The sequence below is a fragment of the Mucilaginibacter sp. SG564 genome, assembly GCF_013149275.1.
Taxonomy (GTDB): domain Bacteria; phylum Bacteroidota; class Bacteroidia; order Sphingobacteriales; family Sphingobacteriaceae; genus Mucilaginibacter.
Genome location: NZ_JABGNA010000019.1, coordinates 35,341 through 57,277 on the forward strand (window position 1 = coordinate 35,341; position 21,937 = coordinate 57,277).

At 44.8% G+C, this 21,937-nt stretch carries 10 protein-coding genes and 1 pseudogene; 9 read left to right on the forward strand and 2 right to left on the reverse strand.

Going from position 1 to position 21,937, the window contains the following annotated elements:
- Positions 1-220 precede the first annotated feature (220 nt).
- The 4 genes from FHW89_RS27050 to FHW89_RS27065 all read left to right on the forward strand — a co-directional run bounded on the left by FHW89_RS27050 (position 221) and on the right by FHW89_RS27065 (position 15,709).
- Positions 221-12,208 carry a gliding motility-associated C-terminal domain-containing protein gene (locus tag FHW89_RS27050; RefSeq protein WP_172338165.1) on the forward strand — a complete coding sequence of 3,996 codons (11,988 nt, stop codon included), beginning with the start codon at positions 221-223 and terminating at the stop codon, positions 12,206-12,208.
- A 77-nt stretch (positions 12,209-12,285) separates the two neighbouring features.
- Positions 12,286-13,287, forward strand: coding sequence for a PorP/SprF family type IX secretion system membrane protein (locus FHW89_RS27055; protein ID WP_172338166.1), 1,002 nt, complete (start codon positions 12,286-12,288; stop codon positions 13,285-13,287).
- 11 nt (positions 13,288-13,298) lie between these two features.
- A complete protein-coding gene (locus tag FHW89_RS27060; protein ID WP_172338167.1) occupies positions 13,299-15,299 on the forward strand; it encodes an OmpA family protein in 2,001 nt (666 codons plus the stop codon).
- Positions 15,300-15,370: 71 nt separating this feature from the next.
- Positions 15,371-15,709, forward strand: coding sequence for a hypothetical protein (locus FHW89_RS27065; RefSeq protein WP_172338168.1), 339 nt, complete (start codon positions 15,371-15,373; stop codon positions 15,707-15,709).
- Between the two features lie 76 nt (positions 15,710-15,785).
- Here FHW89_RS27065 and FHW89_RS27070 read toward each other — a convergent pair whose 3' ends face one another.
- Positions 15,786-16,649, reverse strand: a complete 864-nt coding sequence (locus FHW89_RS27070) for an NAD(P)H-binding protein (protein ID WP_216650702.1) — start codon at positions 16,647-16,649, stop codon at positions 15,786-15,788.
- A 159-nt stretch (positions 16,650-16,808) separates the two neighbouring features.
- On the opposite strand from FHW89_RS27070, the gene FHW89_RS27075 reads away from it, so the two are divergent.
- Both FHW89_RS27075 and FHW89_RS27080 read left to right on the forward strand, forming a co-directional pair.
- Entirely contained in the window at positions 16,809-17,912 is a 1,104-nt protein-coding gene (locus tag FHW89_RS27075; protein ID WP_172338169.1) for a DNA alkylation repair protein, read from the forward strand.
- A gap of 19 nt (positions 17,913-17,931) precedes the next feature.
- Positions 17,932-18,504 (forward strand): Crp/Fnr family transcriptional regulator, encoded by a 573-nt coding sequence (locus FHW89_RS27080; protein WP_172338170.1) that lies wholly within the window; start codon positions 17,932-17,934, stop codon positions 18,502-18,504.
- Positions 18,505-18,695: 191 nt separating this feature from the next.
- Here FHW89_RS27080 and FHW89_RS27085 read toward each other — a convergent pair whose 3' ends face one another.
- Positions 18,696-19,436, reverse strand: coding sequence for an SDR family oxidoreductase (locus FHW89_RS27085; protein ID WP_172338171.1), 741 nt, complete (start codon positions 19,434-19,436; stop codon positions 18,696-18,698).
- Positions 19,437-19,601: 165 nt separating this feature from the next.
- On the opposite strand from FHW89_RS27085, the gene fabF reads away from it, so the two are divergent.
- The 3 genes and pseudogenes from fabF (at position 19,602) to FHW89_RS29235 (ending at position 21,702) form a co-directional block, all read left to right on the forward strand.
- Positions 19,602-20,846, forward strand: coding sequence for a beta-ketoacyl-ACP synthase II (fabF, locus tag FHW89_RS27090; RefSeq protein WP_172338172.1), 1,245 nt, complete (start codon positions 19,602-19,604; stop codon positions 20,844-20,846).
- A 447-nt stretch (positions 20,847-21,293) separates the two neighbouring features.
- Positions 21,294-21,446: pseudogene (locus FHW89_RS29230) on the forward strand (hypothetical protein); the annotation flags it as partial.
- 88 nt (positions 21,447-21,534) lie between these two features.
- Positions 21,535-21,702: a hypothetical protein gene (locus FHW89_RS29235; protein ID WP_371742495.1), complete on the forward strand. Its 168-nt coding sequence runs from the start codon at positions 21,535-21,537 to the stop codon at positions 21,700-21,702.
- Positions 21,703-21,937 lie beyond the last annotated feature (235 nt).

Here is a 21,937-nt window from a genome sequence, read left to right on the forward strand (position 1 = left end):
TCCGGATTATGTGTTTTTATCACATTTTACTGTGTTTACGAGAAATGTAGAGCTGTAGGTTTTAAAATAACATTTAATGAACAAAATGAACAATTGATATCGTTCGTGAATGGATGTTCAATCAGAATTAATAAGTGAATAAGATGTATTAATAATTATCCTCAGGCGGTACGTAGTTTTGACAGGTGTAACTATTTGCACCTACCTTAACTTCATTTGCATGAGAACCTTTACCTTTTATAGCAGGTACATAATAGTGTTATGCCTGTTATTGTGTGCTACAAGTCAAATATTCGGACAACGCCATTTTGCAACTACTCAACAAAGCGGCGCTACAGGTTTACTTTGCTTGGGCTGCGTGGTTAACAATCAAGGCAATGCCATTGATGCAAATCTGCAAACGTATTCTACTTTAAACGTACCGGTTGGCCTTTTAGCATCCACGTATCAGGAATTAATTTTCCCTACTACGGTTCCGGCCAATACGCAACTGACCATTAAACTGGGAACTGGCGATAACCTGCTTGATGTTACACTTCTTGGTGGAGTAACAATTACCCCATATAATGGCAGTGTGGCGGGCACACCGGTTACGGCGCCAACTTTGGCAAGTGTAGCCAGCAGCAATAACCAATTGGAGCTTATTTATGCGCCAACGCAGGCTTATGACAGGGTTAGGGTAACACTTAGCGGTGGTTTGCTGGGAGCGTTAAGCAGTATATACCTGTATGACGCGTTTTATACTACTCCCGGTCCGCCTATTTGCAATACCACTTATGATGAATTACATGGTATATCCTCGGCATTGCTTGGCTTGGGGTTAAACGTAGGAGGTGTAGCGAATCCTCAAAACGCAATTGATGGCAATCCGAATACAGCATCCACCCTTAACGCGGGTGTTGGTGCGTTAGGGGCATTTGCACAACAAACACTCATTTTTCAATCAGCATCAACTGTTGGCGATTCTGTAAAATTGACACTAACCATACCTAAATCTTTGCTGGATGTTGGGCTTCTTTCCAGTATATCGATATCAACTTTTAATGGTAATACCGATAATAATGACACGCAGTTCTTAAGCGCATCATTGCTTAGTATACGCCTGCTCGATTTTTCAAATAACCGGCAGCGGCTAACCGTCTCTTACGTACCAACGAAAGTGTTTGACCGTGTTCAGCTCAGGCTTGGAGGGGTGGCCAATGTGTTGTCAACCCTTGATCTGAATGAGGGCGAGATAGCGATACCGCAACCTATCATAAAAGTTAATAACGTGGCGGTAACTACAGCGCAATTATGTGCCGGTAGTACGGTTACCCTTAATGCTACCGCCAATTTAGCGGGTACAAGCTTTAGCTGGTTTACCCAGCCAACAGGCGGTACTGCGGTATTTACAGGGGCAAGTTTTACCACACCGGCTTTAACTAATAATATCACTTATTATGTATCGGCAACCCGACCAGGTTGTGCTACGGCATCTACCCGCACCCCAGTAACCATTAATGTTAATCAAATTCCGGTAGCGCCAGTTGTTGCTAATGCCAATCTTACGGTATGCCCTGGTTCCACCGCGATATTTGCGGCCACGCCGGTTACCGGCGTTACCGTTAACTGGTATGCAACTGCAACCGGTGGTACTCCATTGTTTACAGGTAATACTTTTACCAGCCCGGCTTTAACCGCTACTACAAGCTATTATGCTGAGGCAGCAAGCGGCGGTACCTGCGTAAGTACTACACGTACCAAAGTAACTGCCACTTTGAGTGCGCTACCTGCAGCACCAACGCTGGCCGCAACAAACGTAGCTATTTGCGAGGGTGATGTAGCCGTATTGGCCATTGCATCACCAGTAGCCGGACAAACTTATAACTGGTATGCTACCGCAACCGGTGGTACGCCATTGTTTACCGGTACCAACTTTACCAGCCCTGCTTTAAGCGCCAATACTACTTATTATGCCGAGGCTGTTAACGCCACCGGTTGTACAAGTGCCACCCGTGTTGCAGCCAATGTAACTGTAGTGCCTAAGCCTGCAGCTCCTACGCTGGCTGTGAATAATGCAACCATTGTAGCTGGACAAACTGCCACTATCAATGTAAGTAACGCGCAAACAGGCATTACTTATAAGTGGTACTCTTCGGCCGCAGCCGCTACCCCTGTATTTACAGGTAATCCTTTTACAACACCGGCTCTTTTCAGCACCACTACTTATTATGTGTCAGCTGCCAATGCTACCGGTTGCGAATCGACAACCCGTACCCCGATAACAATCACTGTTACCATCAATAATAATTCGCCTTGCACATTTGCTAATCAGCAAAGTACTGCTATCAATGGCTTGTGCTTATTATGTTCCATTAACAACGATGTACTCGCAGCTGACGCCGACACAACCACGGCATCAACCATAACTGTACCTGTTGGACTTTTGGGCGGATCGGCTTCACAGACACTGATATTCCCGAACCCAGGTTTTGCAGGTGATACCATTAAACTTGCCTTAGAAACCCCAGGTGGCCTTGCCGATTTAAATTTGCTTGGCGGAATAACCGTTGCCGTTTATAATGGCGGAACATTAGTAGGCAGCTATCCACTTAATAACTCACTGCTAACATTAAGGTTGTTGAGCGGCACTGGTAAGTATGCCGCATACGTTCCTGCTGTTGGGAATTATGACCGTGTGGTAGTAACATTGAATTCAGGGGCAGCAACGTTGCTTACCTCGTTAAAGATATACTACGCGGTACAGCAATATCCTACACCTAAATTTAACCCAACTGCCCCTGAAATTTGTAAAGGCAGTCCGGCTACACTAACCATTACATCTCCGACTCCGGCTAATGGAACTTTTAGCTGGTTCACCACGCCAACCGGTGGTACCGCTGTTCATACCGGAACATCTTATACTACACCAGCCTTAACGGCTAATACAACTTATTATGTTGAATACAGCCGTGGCGGAAGCTGTGTAAGCCCAACACGTGCGCCGGTACAGGTAATAGTGGATGATACTCCGGTGAAACCGGTTGTAACGCCATCAAGTGCTACCATACTGGCTGGACAAACAGCTACTTTTAAAGCTACCGTTGTTAACGGGGCTACTATAAAATGGTATACCGCTCCAACCGGCGGTACACCAGTATTTACCGGCAATACTTTCACTACCCCGGTATTGAATGCCAATACTACTTATTATGCAGAAGCTTCATTAGGCAGCTGCGTATCGCCAGACAGAACTGTTGTGCCTGTAACCGTTACCCCGATAGTAATACCGGATGTATCTGTTAATCCGCCAACACAATCTGTTAACATCGGAACAACCGGCACTATAACCGCGAGTTCAACAACTCCAGGAACTGTATTTAACTGGTACACTACCCCAACCGGAGGTACCCCGATATTTACCGGGCCAACTTTTGTAACACCAGCAGTATTTGCCAATACCACCTATTATGCCGAAGCAGTAGTAACAGCTACCGGTGCCGTATCGGCTACCCGCGCAGCAGGTGTGGTTAATGTTATACCTGTTGGCTCCGACCCTGTAGCTTGTGCTGCGGCTACAGCACAAACCAATTCGGCTAATGGATTATGTTTATTGTGCGGTATTACCAATGCCGGAGGAGCGATTGATAATGATCGTAATACATTCTCTCAAATACATGTACCGATAGGTTTATTGGGCGGTTCGGCTCAGCAAACATTACAATTTGCGCATCCAGGTATTGTAGGCGACAGCGTTATTGTTGAATTAGGTATCCCAGGTTCGCTGGCTGATGTTGGTTTGTTATCACAAATTCAGATAGGTACTTTTAATGGTGGAACTTTCAATAACGATTTCTTTACGGTAAATGGATCTTTATTAAATGTTACCTTATTGAACGGTACAAGCCGTTTCAGAGTAGCCTTTAAAGCAGGTGCGGCATTTGACCGTGTTGAAGTTCAGTTTAACTCGGGTGTGGCCGGCTTACTAAATTCGGTAAATGTTTATGACGCTTACCAGTCAGTAGCCGTACCTACTGTCAGCGCTGCCAACGTAAGCACATGCCAGGGAACAACCGCTACACTTACAGCTACTAACGTGCCGGCCAACGTAACCATAAAATGGTATACTGCCGCCTCTGGTGGTACAGCGGTATTTACTGGTGCCAATTTTGTTACGCCGGTAGTTAATGCTAATATTACTTATTATGCCGAAGCCAGCCGCACAGTTGATGGTTGCGCCCAAACTAAGCGTACACCAGTAACCGTAACTATTGTTCCGGCGCCAGCGTCTCCGATTGTGGATGCTACAACTAAGGCTGTATGTTCTGGCCAACCAGCTACATTTACGGCACAAGCCGTTAGCGGTGTTGTGTTTACCTGGTATGCTACTGCTACAGGTGGTACTCCATTATTTACCGGGGCACAATTTACCAGCCCGGCATTAACTGCTACTACTTCATACTACGTTCAGGCTACTGCAGGTTCATGCGGAAGCTCGGCTCGTACCCAGGTAACAGCTAATGTTGTTACAACACCTTTAGTACCAACCGTAGTTACACCGGTACAGATCTGCTCCGGTTCACCGGCTACATTATCAGCCTCATCAACTCAGGCTGGTGTTATCTTTAACTGGTACACTACCGCTACAGGCGGTACCCCGGTATTTACAGGTGCTCAATATACTACCCCGGCATTAACTGCCAATACATCATATTACGTTGAAGCTGCGTCAACAGGGGGCTGCACCAGCTCAACAAGGGCAAAAGCGGATGTGTCGGTTAATCCGACACCCGTTGCGCCTACTATTAATGCCCCCGGCCAGGTAACATCTGGTCAATCAGTTACACTGACAGTTACCTCATCTGTAGCAGGTGTTACCTATAAATGGTATGCTGCTGCAACTGGTGGTACAGCCCTGGCTACAGGCACTACATTCACTACTCCGGCTTTAACCTCCAATACCACTTATTATGTAGAGGCAAGTACTGCTGCGGGTTGTACAAGTGCAACACGTACTGTAGTAAATATTACAGTTAACCCGATCTTCTCAACCAATTGCGATTTCGCGTCTACTCAAACATTTGATGTGAACGGCGGCCTGCTTTGCGTTGGTTGCGCGGTGAACAATCCTAATAACTCTGTTGACCAGGATACCACCAACTTTAGTCAGTTGAGCGTTCCAATTGGTCTGGTAGGTTCAAACGTATCACAAAAATTAATATTCAGCGATGCCGGTGTTGTAGGCGATACCGTAACGGTTAAAATAGCGGTTCCGGCTAGCCTGGCTACTGTGGGTGTACTGAACCAATTACAAATAGCTTCTTATAACGGCGCTACTTATAACAACGACCGTCTTACTTTAAGCAGTAACCTGCTGAAAATTACCTTGCTGAACGGTAACCAAACCGCATTAGTAAAATTTGCTCCAAAATCGGCGTTTGACCGGGTTGAGATCAGGTTTAACGGCGCTTTGGCATCATTGTTCAATACATTAAATATTTATTATGCTACCAAACAGGTAGAGGCGCCAACTTTGGCTGCTAAAACTGTAAGTATATGCTCTGGTAGTACCGCTACATTTACTGTAAACAATCCTCGTGCCGGTATAACCTATAAATGGTATACATCAGCAACAGGTGGTACATTAGTACATACCGGAGCAACATTTACAACGGCAGCGTTAAATGCAACAACTACTTATTATGTAGAAAGCAGCCGTGCTTCAAGCGGTTGTGCTAATCCTAACAGGGCGTCGGCCACTGCCAATGTTACTCCGGCTCCGGTTAATCCGGTTCTGGCGCAGGCATCGGTACCTGTGTGTTCGGGTTCATCAGCAGTGTTAACTGTTTCACCAACACAAGCAGGTGTGGTATATAACTGGTATGCAGCTGCAACCGGTGGTACACCTTTAGCAACCGGGGCTCAATTTACAACGCCTGTAGTTACCGCAAATACATCATATTATGTAGAAGCATCGGCAAATGGCTGCGTTAGCCCAGCCCGTACTAAGGCCGATGTAATTGTTAATCCTGTACCCGTTGCTCCAACGATAGCTGTAAACCCGGCTAATGGACAAGTTACAACAGGAAGCTCGGCTACATTGACTGCCACTTCAACCACTGCCGGAGCTATCTTTAAATGGTATACAACAGCAACCGGCGGTACACCTGTATTTACGGGAGCAGTATTTATAACTCCGCCTTTAACTGCTACTACAACTTATTATGCAGAAAGCTCACTGGCTTCTGGTTGCGTAAGCGCGCAACGTACAGCGGTGATCATTACTGTTAATCAGCCTATCATCATACCAGATGTGGCCGTTAATCCGCCAACACAAACTGTTAACGCGGGTACTTCGGGCAGCTTAACCGCATCATCAACTACGCCAGGTGCTGTATTTAACTGGTTTACTACGCCAACCGGAGGTACAAGCATATTTACAGGACCAAACTTTGTTAGTCCTGCTGTATTTGGACAAGTTACTTATTATGCAGAATCAAGCATTCCTGCTACCGGAGCAGTGTCGGCTTCAAGAGCATCGGGTATCATTAATGTAAACCCAATTGGGCCTAACCCGGTTCCTTGCGACGCCGCGATCGATCAGACCAGCTCGGTTAACGGTATATGTTTACTGTGCGGTGTGAGCAATGCCGGTGGTTCTGTTGATAACAATAGTGAAACCTTCTCGCAAATACATGTACCGGTAGGTTTACTGGGTGGATCGGCACAACAAACCTTACGTTTTGCCAATACAGGTATTGTAGGTGACAGCGTAACTGTTGACTTAGGTATCCCTGGTTCATTAGCCGATGTAGGCTTACTATCACAGATACAGGTAGCTACCTATAATGGTTCAACCTATAATGGCGATCGCGTTACCGTTGACGGATCATTACTTAAAATAACTTTATTGAACGGAACCTCCCGTTTCAAATATAAATTTAAAGCCGCGCATACATTTGACCGAGTGGAGATCACCTTTAACTCAGGTGTTGCCGGTTTACTTGCCGCTGTGAATGTTTATGATGCTTACCAATCCGTAGCATCACCAACTATCAGTGCGCCAAATGTTACCATTTGCTCTGGCTTGCAGGCTACTCTGACAGCTACCGTACCAGCCAACGTTACTGTAAGATGGTATACTTCAGCAACTGGCGGCACAGCAGTATTTACTGGTGCAACCTTCTTAACACCAGCATTAACTGCTACTACAACTTACTATGCTGAAGCCAGCCGCACAGCCGATGGTTGCGCCCAGGCTATACGCACACCGGCTACTGTAACAGTTACACCGGCACCAGCTAAACCTATTGTTGCTGTGCCAACACAAACGGTATGCTCTGGTCAGCCGGCGTCCTTTACTGCAACAGCGGTTGCGGGTGTTACCTTTAACTGGTATACCGCACCAACGGGTGGCACACCAGTATTTACAGGTGCTACATTCGTGACACCTGCGTTAACTGCTACAACAAATTATTATGTTGAAGCTACAAGCGCTGCATCTTGCGGAAGTTCAAGCCGTACCCAGGTAACCGCGAATGTGACAGCAACACCACTGGTGCCAACTGTATCACAAACACCGGTATCAACCTGCTCTGGTTCATCTGCGGTATTATCGGCTACTTCAACCCAGTCGGGAGTTACCTTTAACTGGTATACTACGCCAACCGGCGGAACGCCAGTTGCAACCGGAGCTACATTTGTTACACCGGCTTTAACTGCCAGCACTTCTTATTATGTTGAAGCAGCAGCGGGTGGTTGCACAAGCTCAACCAGAGCTAAAGCAGATGTGATTGTAAATCCAACACCTGTTGCTCCGGTTATTACTTCAAATGCTCCGGGCGGTCAGATCACGTCTGGTCAAACAGCTACATTAACAGCTACATCTACCACTGCGGGTGCTACCTTTAAATGGTATACCTCGGCAACCGGTGGTACGGCAATATTTACCGGAGCCGTATTTACTACTCCGCCTTTAACATCAAATACTACTTATTATGTTGAGGCTGTATTAACCAGCTCTGGCTGTACCAGCACAACACGTACAGCGGTTACTGTTAAAGTAAATCCAATATTCTCAACCAATTGCGATTTCGCATCAACTCAAACATTTGATGTGAATGGCGGTCTGATTTGCGTTGCCTGCGGTGTAACTGATGAAAATAATTCAGTTGATCAGGATACTACCAATTTCAGTCAATTACATCTGCCAATCAGTGTATTGGGTTCATATGTATCACAAAAACTCATATTTGCGGATCCAGGGCTTGTTGGTGACACGGTGACCTTGAAAATAAGCGTTCCGGGAAGCCTGGCCGATATCAATGTATTGGGCTCTATACAATTAGCCTCATACAACGGCGCTACTTTTAACAACGATCGTATTACACTGAGCAGTAACTTAATAAAAATAGCTATCCTGCCTGGTGGCCAAACTGCCATTATCAAATTCGCACCAAAAGCGGTGTTTGACAGGGTAGAGGTTCGTTTAAACTCAGGTATAGCGACATTGTTAACTACAACTAACATCTATTATGCAAGCAAACAAGTTGAAGCGCCTCGCTTAGCCGTTAATACACAAAATATTTGCGCGGGTGGTACTGCTACATTTACAGTAAGCAACCCACGTGCAGGTGTAACTTACAGATGGTACAGTGCGGCAGTAGGTGGTACACTGTTACATACAGGTACAAGCTATAGCCCAACCAATATACTGGCTACTACTACTTATTATGTAGAAAGCAGCCATACTTCAACGCTATGTCCTAACCCGAACAGGGTAGCGGCAACTGCTAACGTTACACCATCACCGGTTAACCCGGTATTGGCCAGCTTCCCTGCCGAGATCTGCGCGGGTCAGCAAGTAACGCTTACTGTAACTAATGCAAATGGTGCAACCATTAACTGGTATACATCAGCAGCCGGCGGCACTCCGGTGTTTACAGGTACAAGCTTTAATGTAACACCAATTTCAACCATCACTTATTATGTTGAAGCAGTAAATGGCACCTGTACCAGCCCTGCACGTACAACGGCTACAATAAAAGTTAATCAATTGCCATCAAAACCAGGTGTACAATCACCAAATGTGGCGGTTTGCGCTGGCAGTCCTGCTACGTTAGCAGTTACCTCGCCAGAGGCTGGTGTTACCTATAACTGGTATACTGCAGCTACCGGCGGCGCATTGGCGCATACCGGTGCTACATTTACAACCCCGGCAATTACACAGGCGATTACCTACTATATTGAGGCTACTAATTCTTCAAGCTGTATAAATGGCGGTGGACGTACATCGGTTACTGTTACACCAAACAGTTTACCAGCCGCGCCGATATTGAGCAACACATCTACTCCGGTTTGTAATGGTGGAAGCCTTACCGTAAGTATTGTTAACCCTGTTGCAGGCATAACTTATAACTGGTATGCTGCAGCCACAGGCGGTGCTCCAGTATTTACCGGAACATCAAATACGCTTAATAATTTAACAGCAAGTATTACTTTCTACGTTGAGGCGGTTAATACAGCAAGCTCAACCAATTGCAGCAGTGCGACACGTACAAAAGTGGATGTAACGGTATTGCCAATACCTCCAACTCCGGTGATACAGATCCCAACTGGTGGTCTTACCGTTTGCTCGGGCTCATCAGTTACCATCAATATAGCTAACCCGCAAACAGGTGTGGTTTACAGATGGTATGATGCACCAACTAATGGCACGTTATTATATACAGGCGTGCAGTTTGTTAGTCCGGCTTTAACAGCCAATACAACTTACTATGTTGAGGCAGCAACTGCAGGCAATTGTAACGCATCTGCACGTGCCCAGGCATCTGTAACAGTTACACCGCTTCCACCAGATCCGGTAGTTGCGGCGGCCAACCAACAGGTATGTTTAGGCAGTACAGCTACATTGTCTGTACAAGCACCACAAGCCGGTGTTACTTATAAATGGTATGATTCAACTACCAAAAATCACTTACTGTTTACAGGTAACCCTTATACAACAGCCGCTATAACCACCACTACAGATTTCTATGTAGAAGCAACAAATGCTACCGGTTGTAGCAGCAGCGGCTTCGGCTTTGCACAAGTGACTGTGGTGGCAGCGCCAGGGGCACCGGTAATAGCAGGTGGTAACACAGTGCCAACTTGTTCAGGTTCTACAGCCTTAATAACTGTTTCAAATCCAAGTGTATTGCTTACCTATAAATGGTACAGTTCTGCAACAGGCGGTGTTGCATTGGCCAGTGGGGTAACTTTTACCACGCCAGTACTAACAGCTAATGCTACTTATTATGTAGAAGCATCAAACAACATTGGTTGTACTTCGGCAACCCGCACTAAAGTTGATGTGGTTGTTAACACATTGCCAAACGGACCAACAGTAACAACCCAGGCAGGTTCGTCAACACCAACAGTATGTTCAGGTGGTTCGGCTGTGTTGGTTGCAAAAAGCACTACACCTGATGTTACCTTTAAATGGTACAATGTAGCCACCGGAGGCACTCCGATATTTACTGGAGCTACATTCACTACTCCTGTAATTACGGCAGCTACTACTTATTATGTAGAAGCCGTGAGCAATACTACAGGTTGTACATCAAGTTCACCACGTACTTCGGTAACTATTAATATTGATAATACTAAAGCACCAGATCCAACAGTTGATGCTACCAGCTTAACTACTTGTCAAAATAGTACAGCTACTATCAAAATAGTTAACGCGGTACCAGGAACAACTTATACCTGGTATACATCAGCAACAGGCGGAGCCTCAGTACATACAGGTTCAACCTTTACAACACCTGTGTTAACTGCCGATGTAACCTATTATGTTGAAGCTACAAATGCCCAGGCATGTAACGCGTCAACAAGAATAGCCGCGCCGGTTAAAGTAACGCCACAACCACCAACGCCAACCGTTTCGAGTCCGAATGTATCGGTATGTTTGGGTAGTACGGCAACGCTTTCTGTAGCTTCGCCACAGGCGGGTATTACTTACAACTGGTACACCGATGCCGGAAGAACCAACCTGGTATTTACAGGATCAAGCTTCCCGCTTGGGGCTGTTAACGCTAATGCTACCTATTATGTAGAAGCAGCAAGCGGTACATGCTCAAGCCCAGGTGTGGCCACTGTTCAGGTAACCGCGGTTCCGGCGCCTGGAGCACCGGTAATAGCTGGCGGTAATTCAGTAAATAATTGCGCAGGAGGTTCGGTAACATTAACTATCGATAATCCGCAGGCAAACTTTACCTATAACTGGTACAGCACAGCAAGTGGTGGTACTCCATTATATACTGGTACAAGCTTTGTTACACCTACGCTAACTACCAATACCATATACTTTGCAGAGGCGGTAAATAATACAGGTTGCCCATCTGCTTCGCGTACAAGTGTTACCGTTACCGTAACATCAGCGCCAATTGCGCCACAGGCAAGCACTCAAGGTACTTCAATATGTCCTGGATCAAGCACTACCATATCGGCCACAAGTTCTACACCTGGTGCGGTTATCAAATGGTATGCTGCCAATACAGGAGGGGCAGCCTTGTTCACCGGTACCGATTTTACAACACCTGTATTATCAGCTAATACTACTTATTATGCCGAAGCCGAAGTTGCAGGCGGTTGTGTATCAACTACCCGCACGCCGGTAACAGTTACCATACTTAGTCCGCTGGCTGCACCAGTAGTGACCGTAGGCTCAACTACTTCAGAGAGCATTACGTTTACATGGGCTGCTGTTACAGGGGCTACCGGTTACCAGGTAAGCTTAGATAACGGACAACATTTTGTTGCACCAAGTTCAGGTGCCGCAGGCTTAAGCCATACTGTGAGCGGATTACAGCCAGGACAATCGGCTACTATTATTGTACGCGCCACCGGAAATTCTGCTTGCCAGTTGAGTGCTAACTCTGTAGCAGTTACCGGAACTACAAGTAATCCTTTTGGTAATGGATTATTTATACCGAATGCGTTTACTCCTAACGGGGATGGAAATAACGATATACTGTATGTTTATGGAACTACCATCCAGGCCTTAACATTATCAATTTACGACCAATGGGGTGAGCTGCAATTCAAATCAACTAATAAAGCAAGTGGATGGGATGGTACATATAAGGGTACCAAGCAGCCGGTTGGTGTATACGTTTATTATGTTGAAGCTACCATGAATGATGGTCAGGTAATTAAGAGAAAAGGTACAGTTACGCTATTACGATAAGGCCTATATATGTACGGTATCATGTATCATAGCGTGATACCGTACTTCATGACCGCATCACAATTAATAAAACTACTATGAAAAAAAGAGTTATAGTTATCATGGCAATACTGCTTCAGATTGGAGCAATAAGTCAATTAAAGGCGCAGATCGATCCGCACTTTTCGCAATATTACGCCTATCCCTTGTATCTTAACCCGGCATTAACCGGGGTGATCAATGGCGACGTGCGTGTCAATGCAAATTTTAAAAACCAATACGCAACCATCAACAATGCGTATCAAACGGGCGCCTTGTCTGTTGATTTTAGGCCAACTGATAAAGTGGGGGTAGGTTTTAATGTGATCAACCAGGCCGCGGGCGATGTCGGATATAACTATTTTGCGGCTTACGGCTCTTTTGGTTATGCTATTTCCGTTTCAAATGATGGGTACAAAAAAGTAAGCTTTGGCGTACAGGCAGGTATCATTAACCGTAGCTTCGACCCCAACAAGGCGCAGTTCGGCAGCCAGTTTAACCCAAGCAGCGGTTTCGATCCAACGCTACCCAGTAACGAAAACTTTTTAAATACCAATGCTACCATATTTGACGCGGGAGCTGGTGTGTTTTATTATGATGGCGACCCCCTGCATAACGCCAACTTTTTTGGTGGTGTAAGTGTATCCCACCTTGCCCGCTCAAAGGATCCATTTGCGGTTGATGGTTCCAGTCTTAAATTGCCCATACGTTATACTGTACACGCTGGTGTACGTATAAAGGCTTCGGATTATTTTGACATTATTCCGCATGCCATTTATATCAGGCAACAAAAAGCCGAAGAGAAAGCCGTTGGTGCTTATTCAGAATTAAAACTACAGGATGATAAAGGTTTAATATTGGGCGGTATGTATCGTTTTAAGGATGCGGCTATTGCTAACATCGGATACCATGTTAACAGCTTGATCATAGGCGCAAGTTATGATTTCAATACATCATCGCTTACCCGGGCCACATCTGGCAACGGAGGTATTGAGTTATCGGTAAGTTATGTATTTCGCAAACGCATCCAGGAACCGGAAGCAATTTGCCCAAGGCTTTAAACTTTATCAACATGAAGAAAATAATTTTTACATTACTCATACTGCTTGTGTTTAAAGGGGTCAACGCCCAGTATAGCAAGGACAATCCGAGGGTTTATGGCGATAAGGCCTTTAACAATAAGGATTACTATGAGGCTGCTTTTTACTATAAAAGAGCTGCCGAAGGTTTAAGTCTTACCTTACTGCAGGCCATACCTTACCACGCCGGCGAAAAAACCAGCAAAAAGCCTACAAAACAGACTGACCAGGCTTACATATCTTACCAGTTAGCCGAATCATATCGTTTATATGAAAACTATATTGAGGCCCAGGGCTGGTATTATAAAGTGATCAGTGCCAATTATGAAAAAGAATATCCTTTAGCCCGCCTTTGGTATGGTGTGTGTTTAAGGGCTACTCAACACTTTGACGACGCCATAAAACAATTGGAGCAATTCCAGGCAAATTACAATGGTGAAAGCAAGTACAAGGATATAGCTACTAAAGAAATTAAAAACTGTCATTTCGCGAAAGATCAATATCAGTATCCTTTGTTGGTTGAGGCAACTAAGTTGCCAGCGCCTTATGCTTCTGATGGTTCTGATTATTCCCTTGTTCAGCGTGACGGCAATAGTTATTTCACTTCATCACGGTTTGTTAAAGATGATAAAAAACACCTGAACCGGATATATCAACTTGATAAAGCAAAACCGGGCGTACCTATTGTGATCAGTTTAAAAGATCCGGATACTAAAGGAAAAAAAGAATTGGAGTACGGCACCCCTTCATTCAATGAAACCGGCAAGCGGATGTATTTTACCCGCTGGTATAAAGAGGGAGCCAAGACCATACACGCCATTTATTTTACCGAATGGGTAGATAACGATTGGTCGGCCCCAAAGAAAATGAACAGCAACGTAAACGTTGACGGGTTTAACTCTATACAGCCATTTGTTACAGCTGATGGTTTGCGCCTGTTTTTTGCCTCTAACAAACCAGGCGGTCAGGGTGGCGACGATATCTGGGTGGCTTACCTGAACTTTAATGGCGATGCGGTGAGCGCAACTAACTTGGGTAGCGTTATCAATACTGCTTTTGATGAAGAAGCGCCTTATTATGATCTGCCAAACAAAAGATTGGTGTACAGTTCAAAAGGGTTTATAGGCCTGGGTGGTTTTGACTTTTTTGAAAGCCAGAGCACACTGGATAAATGGAGCGAGCCTAAAAATTTGGGCTACCCTATTAACTCCGCAAAAGACGATCTGTATTATTTGCCCGATCATGATGATGCCAAAAAATTCTACATCAGCTCTGATCGTGAATCTGATTGCTGTCTGGCTATTTTCTCGGCAGAAAACAAGAAATATGTGTTATCTGGCCTTGTAACTGATTGCGATACGCATCAGCCATTAGAGGGCGTTAAAGTAAGCTTTATCGATTCGTTGTCAAAAGACACCTTGAAGCAAATGGTAGTTGGCAAAAATGGCCGTTATGCATTTGATGTAACCGATAAACGTCCGCACAGTCTGCGACTTGAAAAAGGTTGCTACTTTGCTAAAAACCTGCCTGCTCCTGCTACAGGTACCATGCGTAATGATACTTTATATAGCGCCGATATCTGCTTGCAAGCCTTTACACCGGAAAAACCTATCGTGATTAAAAATGTATTGTACGACTTTAACAAAGCTACATTAAGGCCGGAATCAAAAGTTGTTTTGGATACATTGGTTGGTGTGCTGAAAGATAACCCGACAATAAAAGTGGAATTAAGTGCGCATACCGATTCCATTGGCTCAAATAAGTATAACGATAAATTATCACAGGCCAGGGCTCAATCATGCGTTACCTATATCATATCAAAAGGTATAGACGCGGCGCGTGTATATGCAAAGGGCTACGGTAAAAGAAAGCCGGTTGCACCTAACTCGCTTCCTAACGGAAAAGATAATCCTGCTGGTCGCCAGTTGAACAGGCGTACCGAGTTTAAGGTGCTAAAGGATCCGAATGATAAAACTTCAAATCCGTGTAAGTAAAGCACAGGTTTAGGTACGATTGAAGTTATTAAGATTGAAAACATAAAGTAAAGATTTAAACACCGGGGTTTATGATTAAGCAGGATAGATTATCAGTAAGCAGACCATTACTCAAAACCAAAGGATTTTCGACTTTACATTTGCAGATATTTGAATATATATTGGTAGGGAAAACCAACCGCGAAATAAACCGGATACTGGGATATACAGAGCGGTCGCACGCGGTAGTTGATCACTCGCGCAAGGTGATGCATAAATTACTGGCGATGGAAGACCTGCATAAGGCCGATTTTAAAGACAGAGTAGTGTATCCGCGTAAATTTCAGTTCTGGTGGAAAAAACTACTGAATAAACATAAAACCGATCTGCTATCCATGGCGATAGCACCTAAGTTTTACGAAGAAAATTAACGCCCAAGACGTATAACTGATCTGGTAAGGAGCAATGAATCATAGTTCATTGCTCCTTTTGCTTTTAAATGCTTGTTTAGTTTACAGCGTTGTTGATATATTCCTGCAGCGTTGTTTTTCCTTTTAAGGCTATAGTTCCCTGATTTTCGGCATGTATCTGGCCGGATATTACCATATCGGTCATTTCGATATAGTTTTTGATGGCATCTTCAGAGAATCCTATTTTTTTGAGGGTCGACGGCCATTGATCACGGGGGATCTGTTTTGCTTTCACCTCTTTATGCAATGCCTTTGAAAATGCCGCCGCGACACCCGCGGAACTCAATGATTCCGGACCCGATGCCTCATAAATTTTATTCCCGGAGTCATCGCTGGTAATAATATCAGTAGCAAATTTGGCTACATCCATAGGCGATATCATCGGGATAGATAGATCAACCGGGAAGAAAGTAGGTAAAATGCCGCTCTCTTTTACTACTGGCAGATAGGCCATCCAATTGCTGTAATAATAGGCAGGCCTGATATAGGACTGTTCGATGTCCAGATCTTTAAAGGCGTGTTCTAAAAAATAGGACATAAGCAGATTGCCTGTCCCCTTATCGTATTGCGCCCCAATTGATGATAGACCAACCACCTTTTTTACAGGCGATTTTTCTATCGCTTTCCGGATATTTTGAAGACTTTTCCTGGTATCACCTAATATATCGTCGCCTTTGCCGGTTTCTGGGGTAATAACAAAAAATGTTGATCCTTTTTTAAGTGCGTCCGTTATAGCCTGCTGGTCAAATACATCGGCAATGGCACTATCAGCGCCCTTTTTTTTAAGCTGTTCTGCTTTTTCTTTACTCCTTACGATACCTTTTACAGGCTCGCCCTTTTTTACAAGATTGGTCACAATAGCCGACCCAACTTGTCCTGATGCTCCCTGAATAATGTTCATAATATTAAGTATTAGATTAACTTTAATAGTTATAGGGAAGCAAAGACCAAACCAAAAGTGGATTTTATGAAAATTACACGCGGTTTGCAGGAGCTTTATGCCGATAGCCAATTGGTAAAACCGACCTGTAATTGATACCTTAGGACCTAAATAAGTTCCATGAGCAGTTTATTAAAAGATATTTACTCTCCCGCGTTTTATAACCGGTTTGCAGATGTGCTTGCGCATGTACTTCCTGATTTTGATAAAAAGCGTTTCCTGTCGCTTATTTTTATTGATGGATACGAGAACAAGGCGCTGAAAGAGCGGATGCGGCACAATTCCATTGTGCTGCATGAGTTTATGCCTGCTGATTTTCCAGTCGCTGCGGAGATGATGGAAAAGATCATTACCCGTTTGCGTGCCGAACATTTTGGCGAGGATAGCCTGGCCATGATGTTTTTGCCCGATTATATAGAAGTTTATGGTCTTGATCATTATGAAGCGTCTGTAAAATCCCTGGAGTTTATTACCCAGTTTGTAAGCTGCGAATTTGCGGTACGGCCATTTCTGCTCAAATACACCGACCGGATGATGATGCAGATGCAGCTATGGTCATTACATGAAAATCATAAAGTGCGTCGTTTTGCCAGCGAAGGCAGCCGGCCCAGACTGCCCTGGGGCTTGGCGATACCCGCATTGAAAAAAGACCCGGCACCGGTACTCGCGGTTTTGGAAAATTTAAAAAACGATCCCTCCGAATGGGTACGTAAAAGCGTAGCCAATAACCTGAACGATATCTCCAAAGATCACCCGGGAGTAATGATGACCATTGCCCGTGAGTGGCATGGCATCAGTAAAGAAACGGATGCTATCATAAAACATGCCAGTCGTACCCTGTTAAAAAGCGGCCATGCCGAAATACTGCAGCATTATGGGCTGGAGAGCAAGAGCTTAACCATGACCGGCTTCCTTATCCTGACACCCGAAGTAAAAATAGGGGATAGCCTGGAATTTACTTTCACAGTAACAAATGACCATACCGAAAAGCAAACCGTACGGCTGGAATATGGTATTTACTACAATAAAGCCAATGGACAACTGAGCAAAAAGGTATTCAAAATAAGCGAACGACCCTACCTGGCCGGAGAGAAAATTGTGGTTAAAAGAAAGCAGCCATTTAAGCCGATCACCACCCGTACTTTTTATCCCGGTAAACATCAGCTCTCTGTTATCATTAATGGGGAGGAGAAGGAACTCCAAAGCTTTGATATATTTGCCTGATCATTTTGCTCAAAAGCTTATGCCCAACCCGCTTATCAGTTATTTTCAACAGTTCCGGCATATTGCTGCTGATGATGCCCGCCTGATCCTGGCTGCTTTTGAATTAAAAAGCTACAAGGAGGGGGAGTATCCGTTTAAGGGGCACCGGGTTTGCTCCGAGATGTATTTTGTTTGCAAAGGCGTGGTGCGTATAGCAACCCATAATGAACGTGGTGTGGATATCACCCACTTTTTCTATCGCGAAAATAACCTCTGCACTATTCTGCAAAGTTTTAATGAAGGCAGTATCACGCCAACGGCTATCCAGGCCTGTTGCGATGCCGAGATCATGGTGATAACTAAAACCAGATTAATGGCGCTGTATGCAGAGCTGTCTTATCTCAGGGACATCATCGATGATATTAACCAGCAGCACCTCATACACAAGGTAAATGTTCGTAACCGTTACATTGGCGAAACCGCCGATGATCAATACCGGTTATTTGTGGAGCAAAACCCCGATATCGCGTTGCGTGTACCTTTAAAAGATATTGCCAGCTATTTAGGTATCACCCCGCAATCGCTTAGCCGCATCCGTAAAAATATACGGTAGCGGCGTGATTTTATTAAAAAAGTGGGTTTACATGGTTTACATAATTTAAGGTTAAAATTGATTTAATTATCTGATAGTCAATAAATTATAAATTTTTTTCGACAAAAAGTGTAAACCCACTTTTTGCATCAATATTTTGTATTCAGACCTACGAAGTTTCAAAAGCTTCGTAGGTCTTTAGCCGCGTTTTATTAAACCAGCACGGTACCGCCATCGGTGATCAGTATCTGGCCGGTTGTAAACTGTTGTTTCATGAGGTAGGTAAATGCCTGGGCAATATCTTCGGCTTCGCCAACACGTTTTACCAGCAGGGCATCGCCAACGGTTTTGTAATAGGCTTCGCGATCGGTTTCAGGGATGCTGTTCCACAAATTGGTTTTCACCACACCTGCCGAAACCGCGTTTACACGCACAGGAGCCAGCTCCACAGCCATAGCACGGGTTAGGCCTTCTACAGCGCCGCAGATGCTTGCACCAAGCAGCCAGCCCGATCCCGGTCGAGGATTGGCAATGCCACTCATTAAGGAGATAGAACCGCCCTTATTAATATGCGGAGCAGCGTATTTTACCGATGCCAGCGCGCCCCAGTAACGCAGGTTAAAATAATCACGGGCCTTGTCCAGCTCCAGATCGTTCACATAAATTAAGCTGATGTTTTCGGCGGCTGTGTATACCAAATGGTCAAAATTACCTATGCCATCAAAAAAATCCTGGATGTTTTGCTCCTTGCTCAGATCAATCGCGTAGCCTTTGGCGCTTTCGGGCAGTTCGGCCAGGGAACTGTCTACCCGTTGCTGACTGCTGGATACCACCACCACATTGGCACCTTCGGCCGCTGCTGCTTTGGCTGTAGCCAGGCCGATGCCCGATGTACCACCCATTAATATAATTCGTTTACCTTGTAATTTGCTGTTTTGATTTGGTGTGTTCATGATATACATATTTAGTACCACAAAGTTCTGCCGGTTTAGGGCGCATCCACTTACCATTTGGTAAAAACGATTAGCCGTTCCATAGAAAATATATTTACATTATCAATATACCATACGGTATTTTTATCATTACTTTTGCCAAATTTTTATTTAAAGTTTACAACCATGTTAAAACGAGTAGTGGTAACCGGCCTGGGGGCATTAACCCCTATGGGCAACCAAGTAAAAGATTTTTGGAAAAACGTAGTAGCAGGTAAAAGTGCTGCCGCACGCATCACCCATTTTGATCCCACTTTGTTCCGCACGCAGTTTGCCTGCGAGCTGAAAGATTTTAACGCGGCCGATTTCCTGGATCGGGCCGATCTTAAACGTACCGACCCTTTTACCCAATACGCGCTGGTGGCATCTGACGAGGCTATCAAAGATTCGGGCTTTGAGCTCGATAAGATGGACCCCTTTGATGTTGGCGTGATCTGGGGATCGGGACAGGGCGGTATGGAAACCTTTGAGGAACAGGTGCGTGAGTACACCCTGGGCGATGGGCATCCGCGTTTCAGTCCGTTTTTTGTGCCTAAACTGATTACCAATATGGCCTCGGGCATGATCTCTATCCGTCATGGTTATATGGGCATTAATTATACCACCGTATCGGCCTGTGCAACCTCAAATACAGCCATTATGGATGCTTTTAACTATATCCGGTTAGGGAAGGCCAAAGTGATCATTACCGGCGGTTCTGAGGCTCCTATTACGCCCGCTTCATTTGGTGGTTTTAGTTCGATGAAGGCCATGTCGACCCGTAACGACGACCCTCAGGGTGCTTCTCGGCCGTTTGATACCCATCGCGATGGTTTTATCATGGGCGAAGGTGCCGGAGCCCTGGTGCTGGAAGAATATGAGCATGCCGTAAAACGCGGCGCCCACATTTATGCTGAAGTACGCGGCGCCGCCATGACTGCCGATGCCTATCATATGACGGCCACTCATCCCGAAGGTTTGGGCGCGGCCAAGGGTATGCAACTGGCCCTGGAAGAAGCCGGTGTATCTATTTTCGACATAGATTATATGAATATGCATGCCACCTCAACCCCGGTTGGTGACCTATCCGAGCTGAAAGCTTTACAGGTATTAACCAAAAATGAAAAGAACAATATAAAAATCAGCGCTACCAAATCCATGACAGGCCATTTGCTGGGCGCGGCGGGAGCTATTGAGGCTATTATCTGCCTGCTATCCATGCGCGACAGCCTGATACCACCCACCATTAACACCACCGAGCTTGACCCCGCGGTACCCGAAAGCATGAACATTGTTTTAGGGGAAACCATCAGTTACCCGGTGAATTTAACCATGAGCAATACCTTTGGTTTTGGCGGGCACAATGGTACCGTAGTATTTGGTAAAGTGTAATAATAAAACTTTTTAAACCCCGGATTTTAACAAATTTTTGTTCAAAAACGCTGTGGAATGAGTTCATAATTAGGTTTTTTAATAGAGTTTTAAGTTTGCCTTAACGCTTTTAACAAATTTTTGATGGTTTTTGAAAATTTAAAAAGTATTAGGTTTTCGATATGCTACATGAATTAAAACCGGTTGATTTTTGACCTTGTTTTGCCTTAACCAAACAGCCCGGTTATCTGCTAAAGATAACCGGGCTATTGTTTTAATACGTTTTGCGAAAATTTGCGGGATAAGCAAGCTGTTTATAGCTTGAAAACAATACATTTAGTGCCTCCTATCAGCTCGTTAATCTAAAAGCGATTTCCCTGATCACCAAAAAAATCAAATCCACCGCCGTTGTTGGTGTTGTCACCAACAACAATCTGCAAGAGTAATTAACCGGAGATGTACAACATGATGGCTAACCTGTTCTATGGGATCCTGAAACAATTCAGGTTGTCTAAATCGCAGATGGTTGATGGTGTTGCCCTGGCCGAAACTACACCCGGGCCGGTCATTATTGTAGTTGGCTTTGTGGGCTTTATGGCCGGCTTTAATCATTTTCATGCTTACATAACTATGGGCAGCGTCACCTTGTTCGCTACCATATTTTATACTTTTTTTGCCTTGTTTCTTATACGTATTTGCGGGTGGGCCGTTGATAAAAAAATCGCACGGCAGCGAAGTGGTGAGCCAGATCCTGAAACTGGTTACCGCCGCTGTGGTAGGCGTGATCCTGAACCTGACCTTGTTTTTGGGTAAGGATGTTGTTTTCCCGGTGGTTTGTCCTGGTATCACCTCAATGTTTTGTCGGCGATATGAATAGGGATATCTCTTATTTTGATGCAAAGGTTTAAGCTTAATGTGGTGTACCTGATCTTGTTGAGCCTTGGGGTAGGATTAGTGCGGTTTGTGTTGAAGGTGTAGGGGAGTGCTTAATAAAAGAACACGTTATTGCGAGCGCAGCGTGGCAATCCCCGATGAGCAGAGCCGCTCTGTATTTTAGGGATTGCCACGCTGCGCTCCTTTAGATTAGCATAATTATTATATTGAATTATTTG

Coding starts and splice junctions, on each gene's coding strand:
- FHW89_RS27050 (WP_172338165.1), top strand. CDS start 221: ATGAGAACCTTTACCTTTTATAGCAGGTACATAATAGTGTTATGCCTG.
- FHW89_RS27055 (WP_172338166.1), top strand. CDS start 12,286: ATGAAAAAAAGAGTTATAGTTATCATGGCAATACTGCTTCAGATTGGA.
- FHW89_RS27060 (WP_172338167.1), top strand. CDS start 13,299: ATGAAGAAAATAATTTTTACATTACTCATACTGCTTGTGTTTAAAGGG.
- FHW89_RS27065 (WP_172338168.1), top strand. CDS start 15,371: ATGATTAAGCAGGATAGATTATCAGTAAGCAGACCATTACTCAAAACC.
- FHW89_RS27070 (WP_216650702.1), bottom strand. CDS start 16,649: ATGAACATTATTCAGGGAGCATCAGGACAAGTTGGGTCGGCTATTGTG.
- FHW89_RS27075 (WP_172338169.1), top strand. CDS start 16,809: ATGAGCAGTTTATTAAAAGATATTTACTCTCCCGCGTTTTATAACCGG.
- FHW89_RS27080 (WP_172338170.1), top strand. CDS start 17,932: ATGCCCAACCCGCTTATCAGTTATTTTCAACAGTTCCGGCATATTGCT.
- FHW89_RS27085 (WP_172338171.1), bottom strand. CDS start 19,436: ATGAACACACCAAATCAAAACAGCAAATTACAAGGTAAACGAATTATA.
- fabF (WP_172338172.1), top strand. CDS start 19,602: ATGTTAAAACGAGTAGTGGTAACCGGCCTGGGGGCATTAACCCCTATG.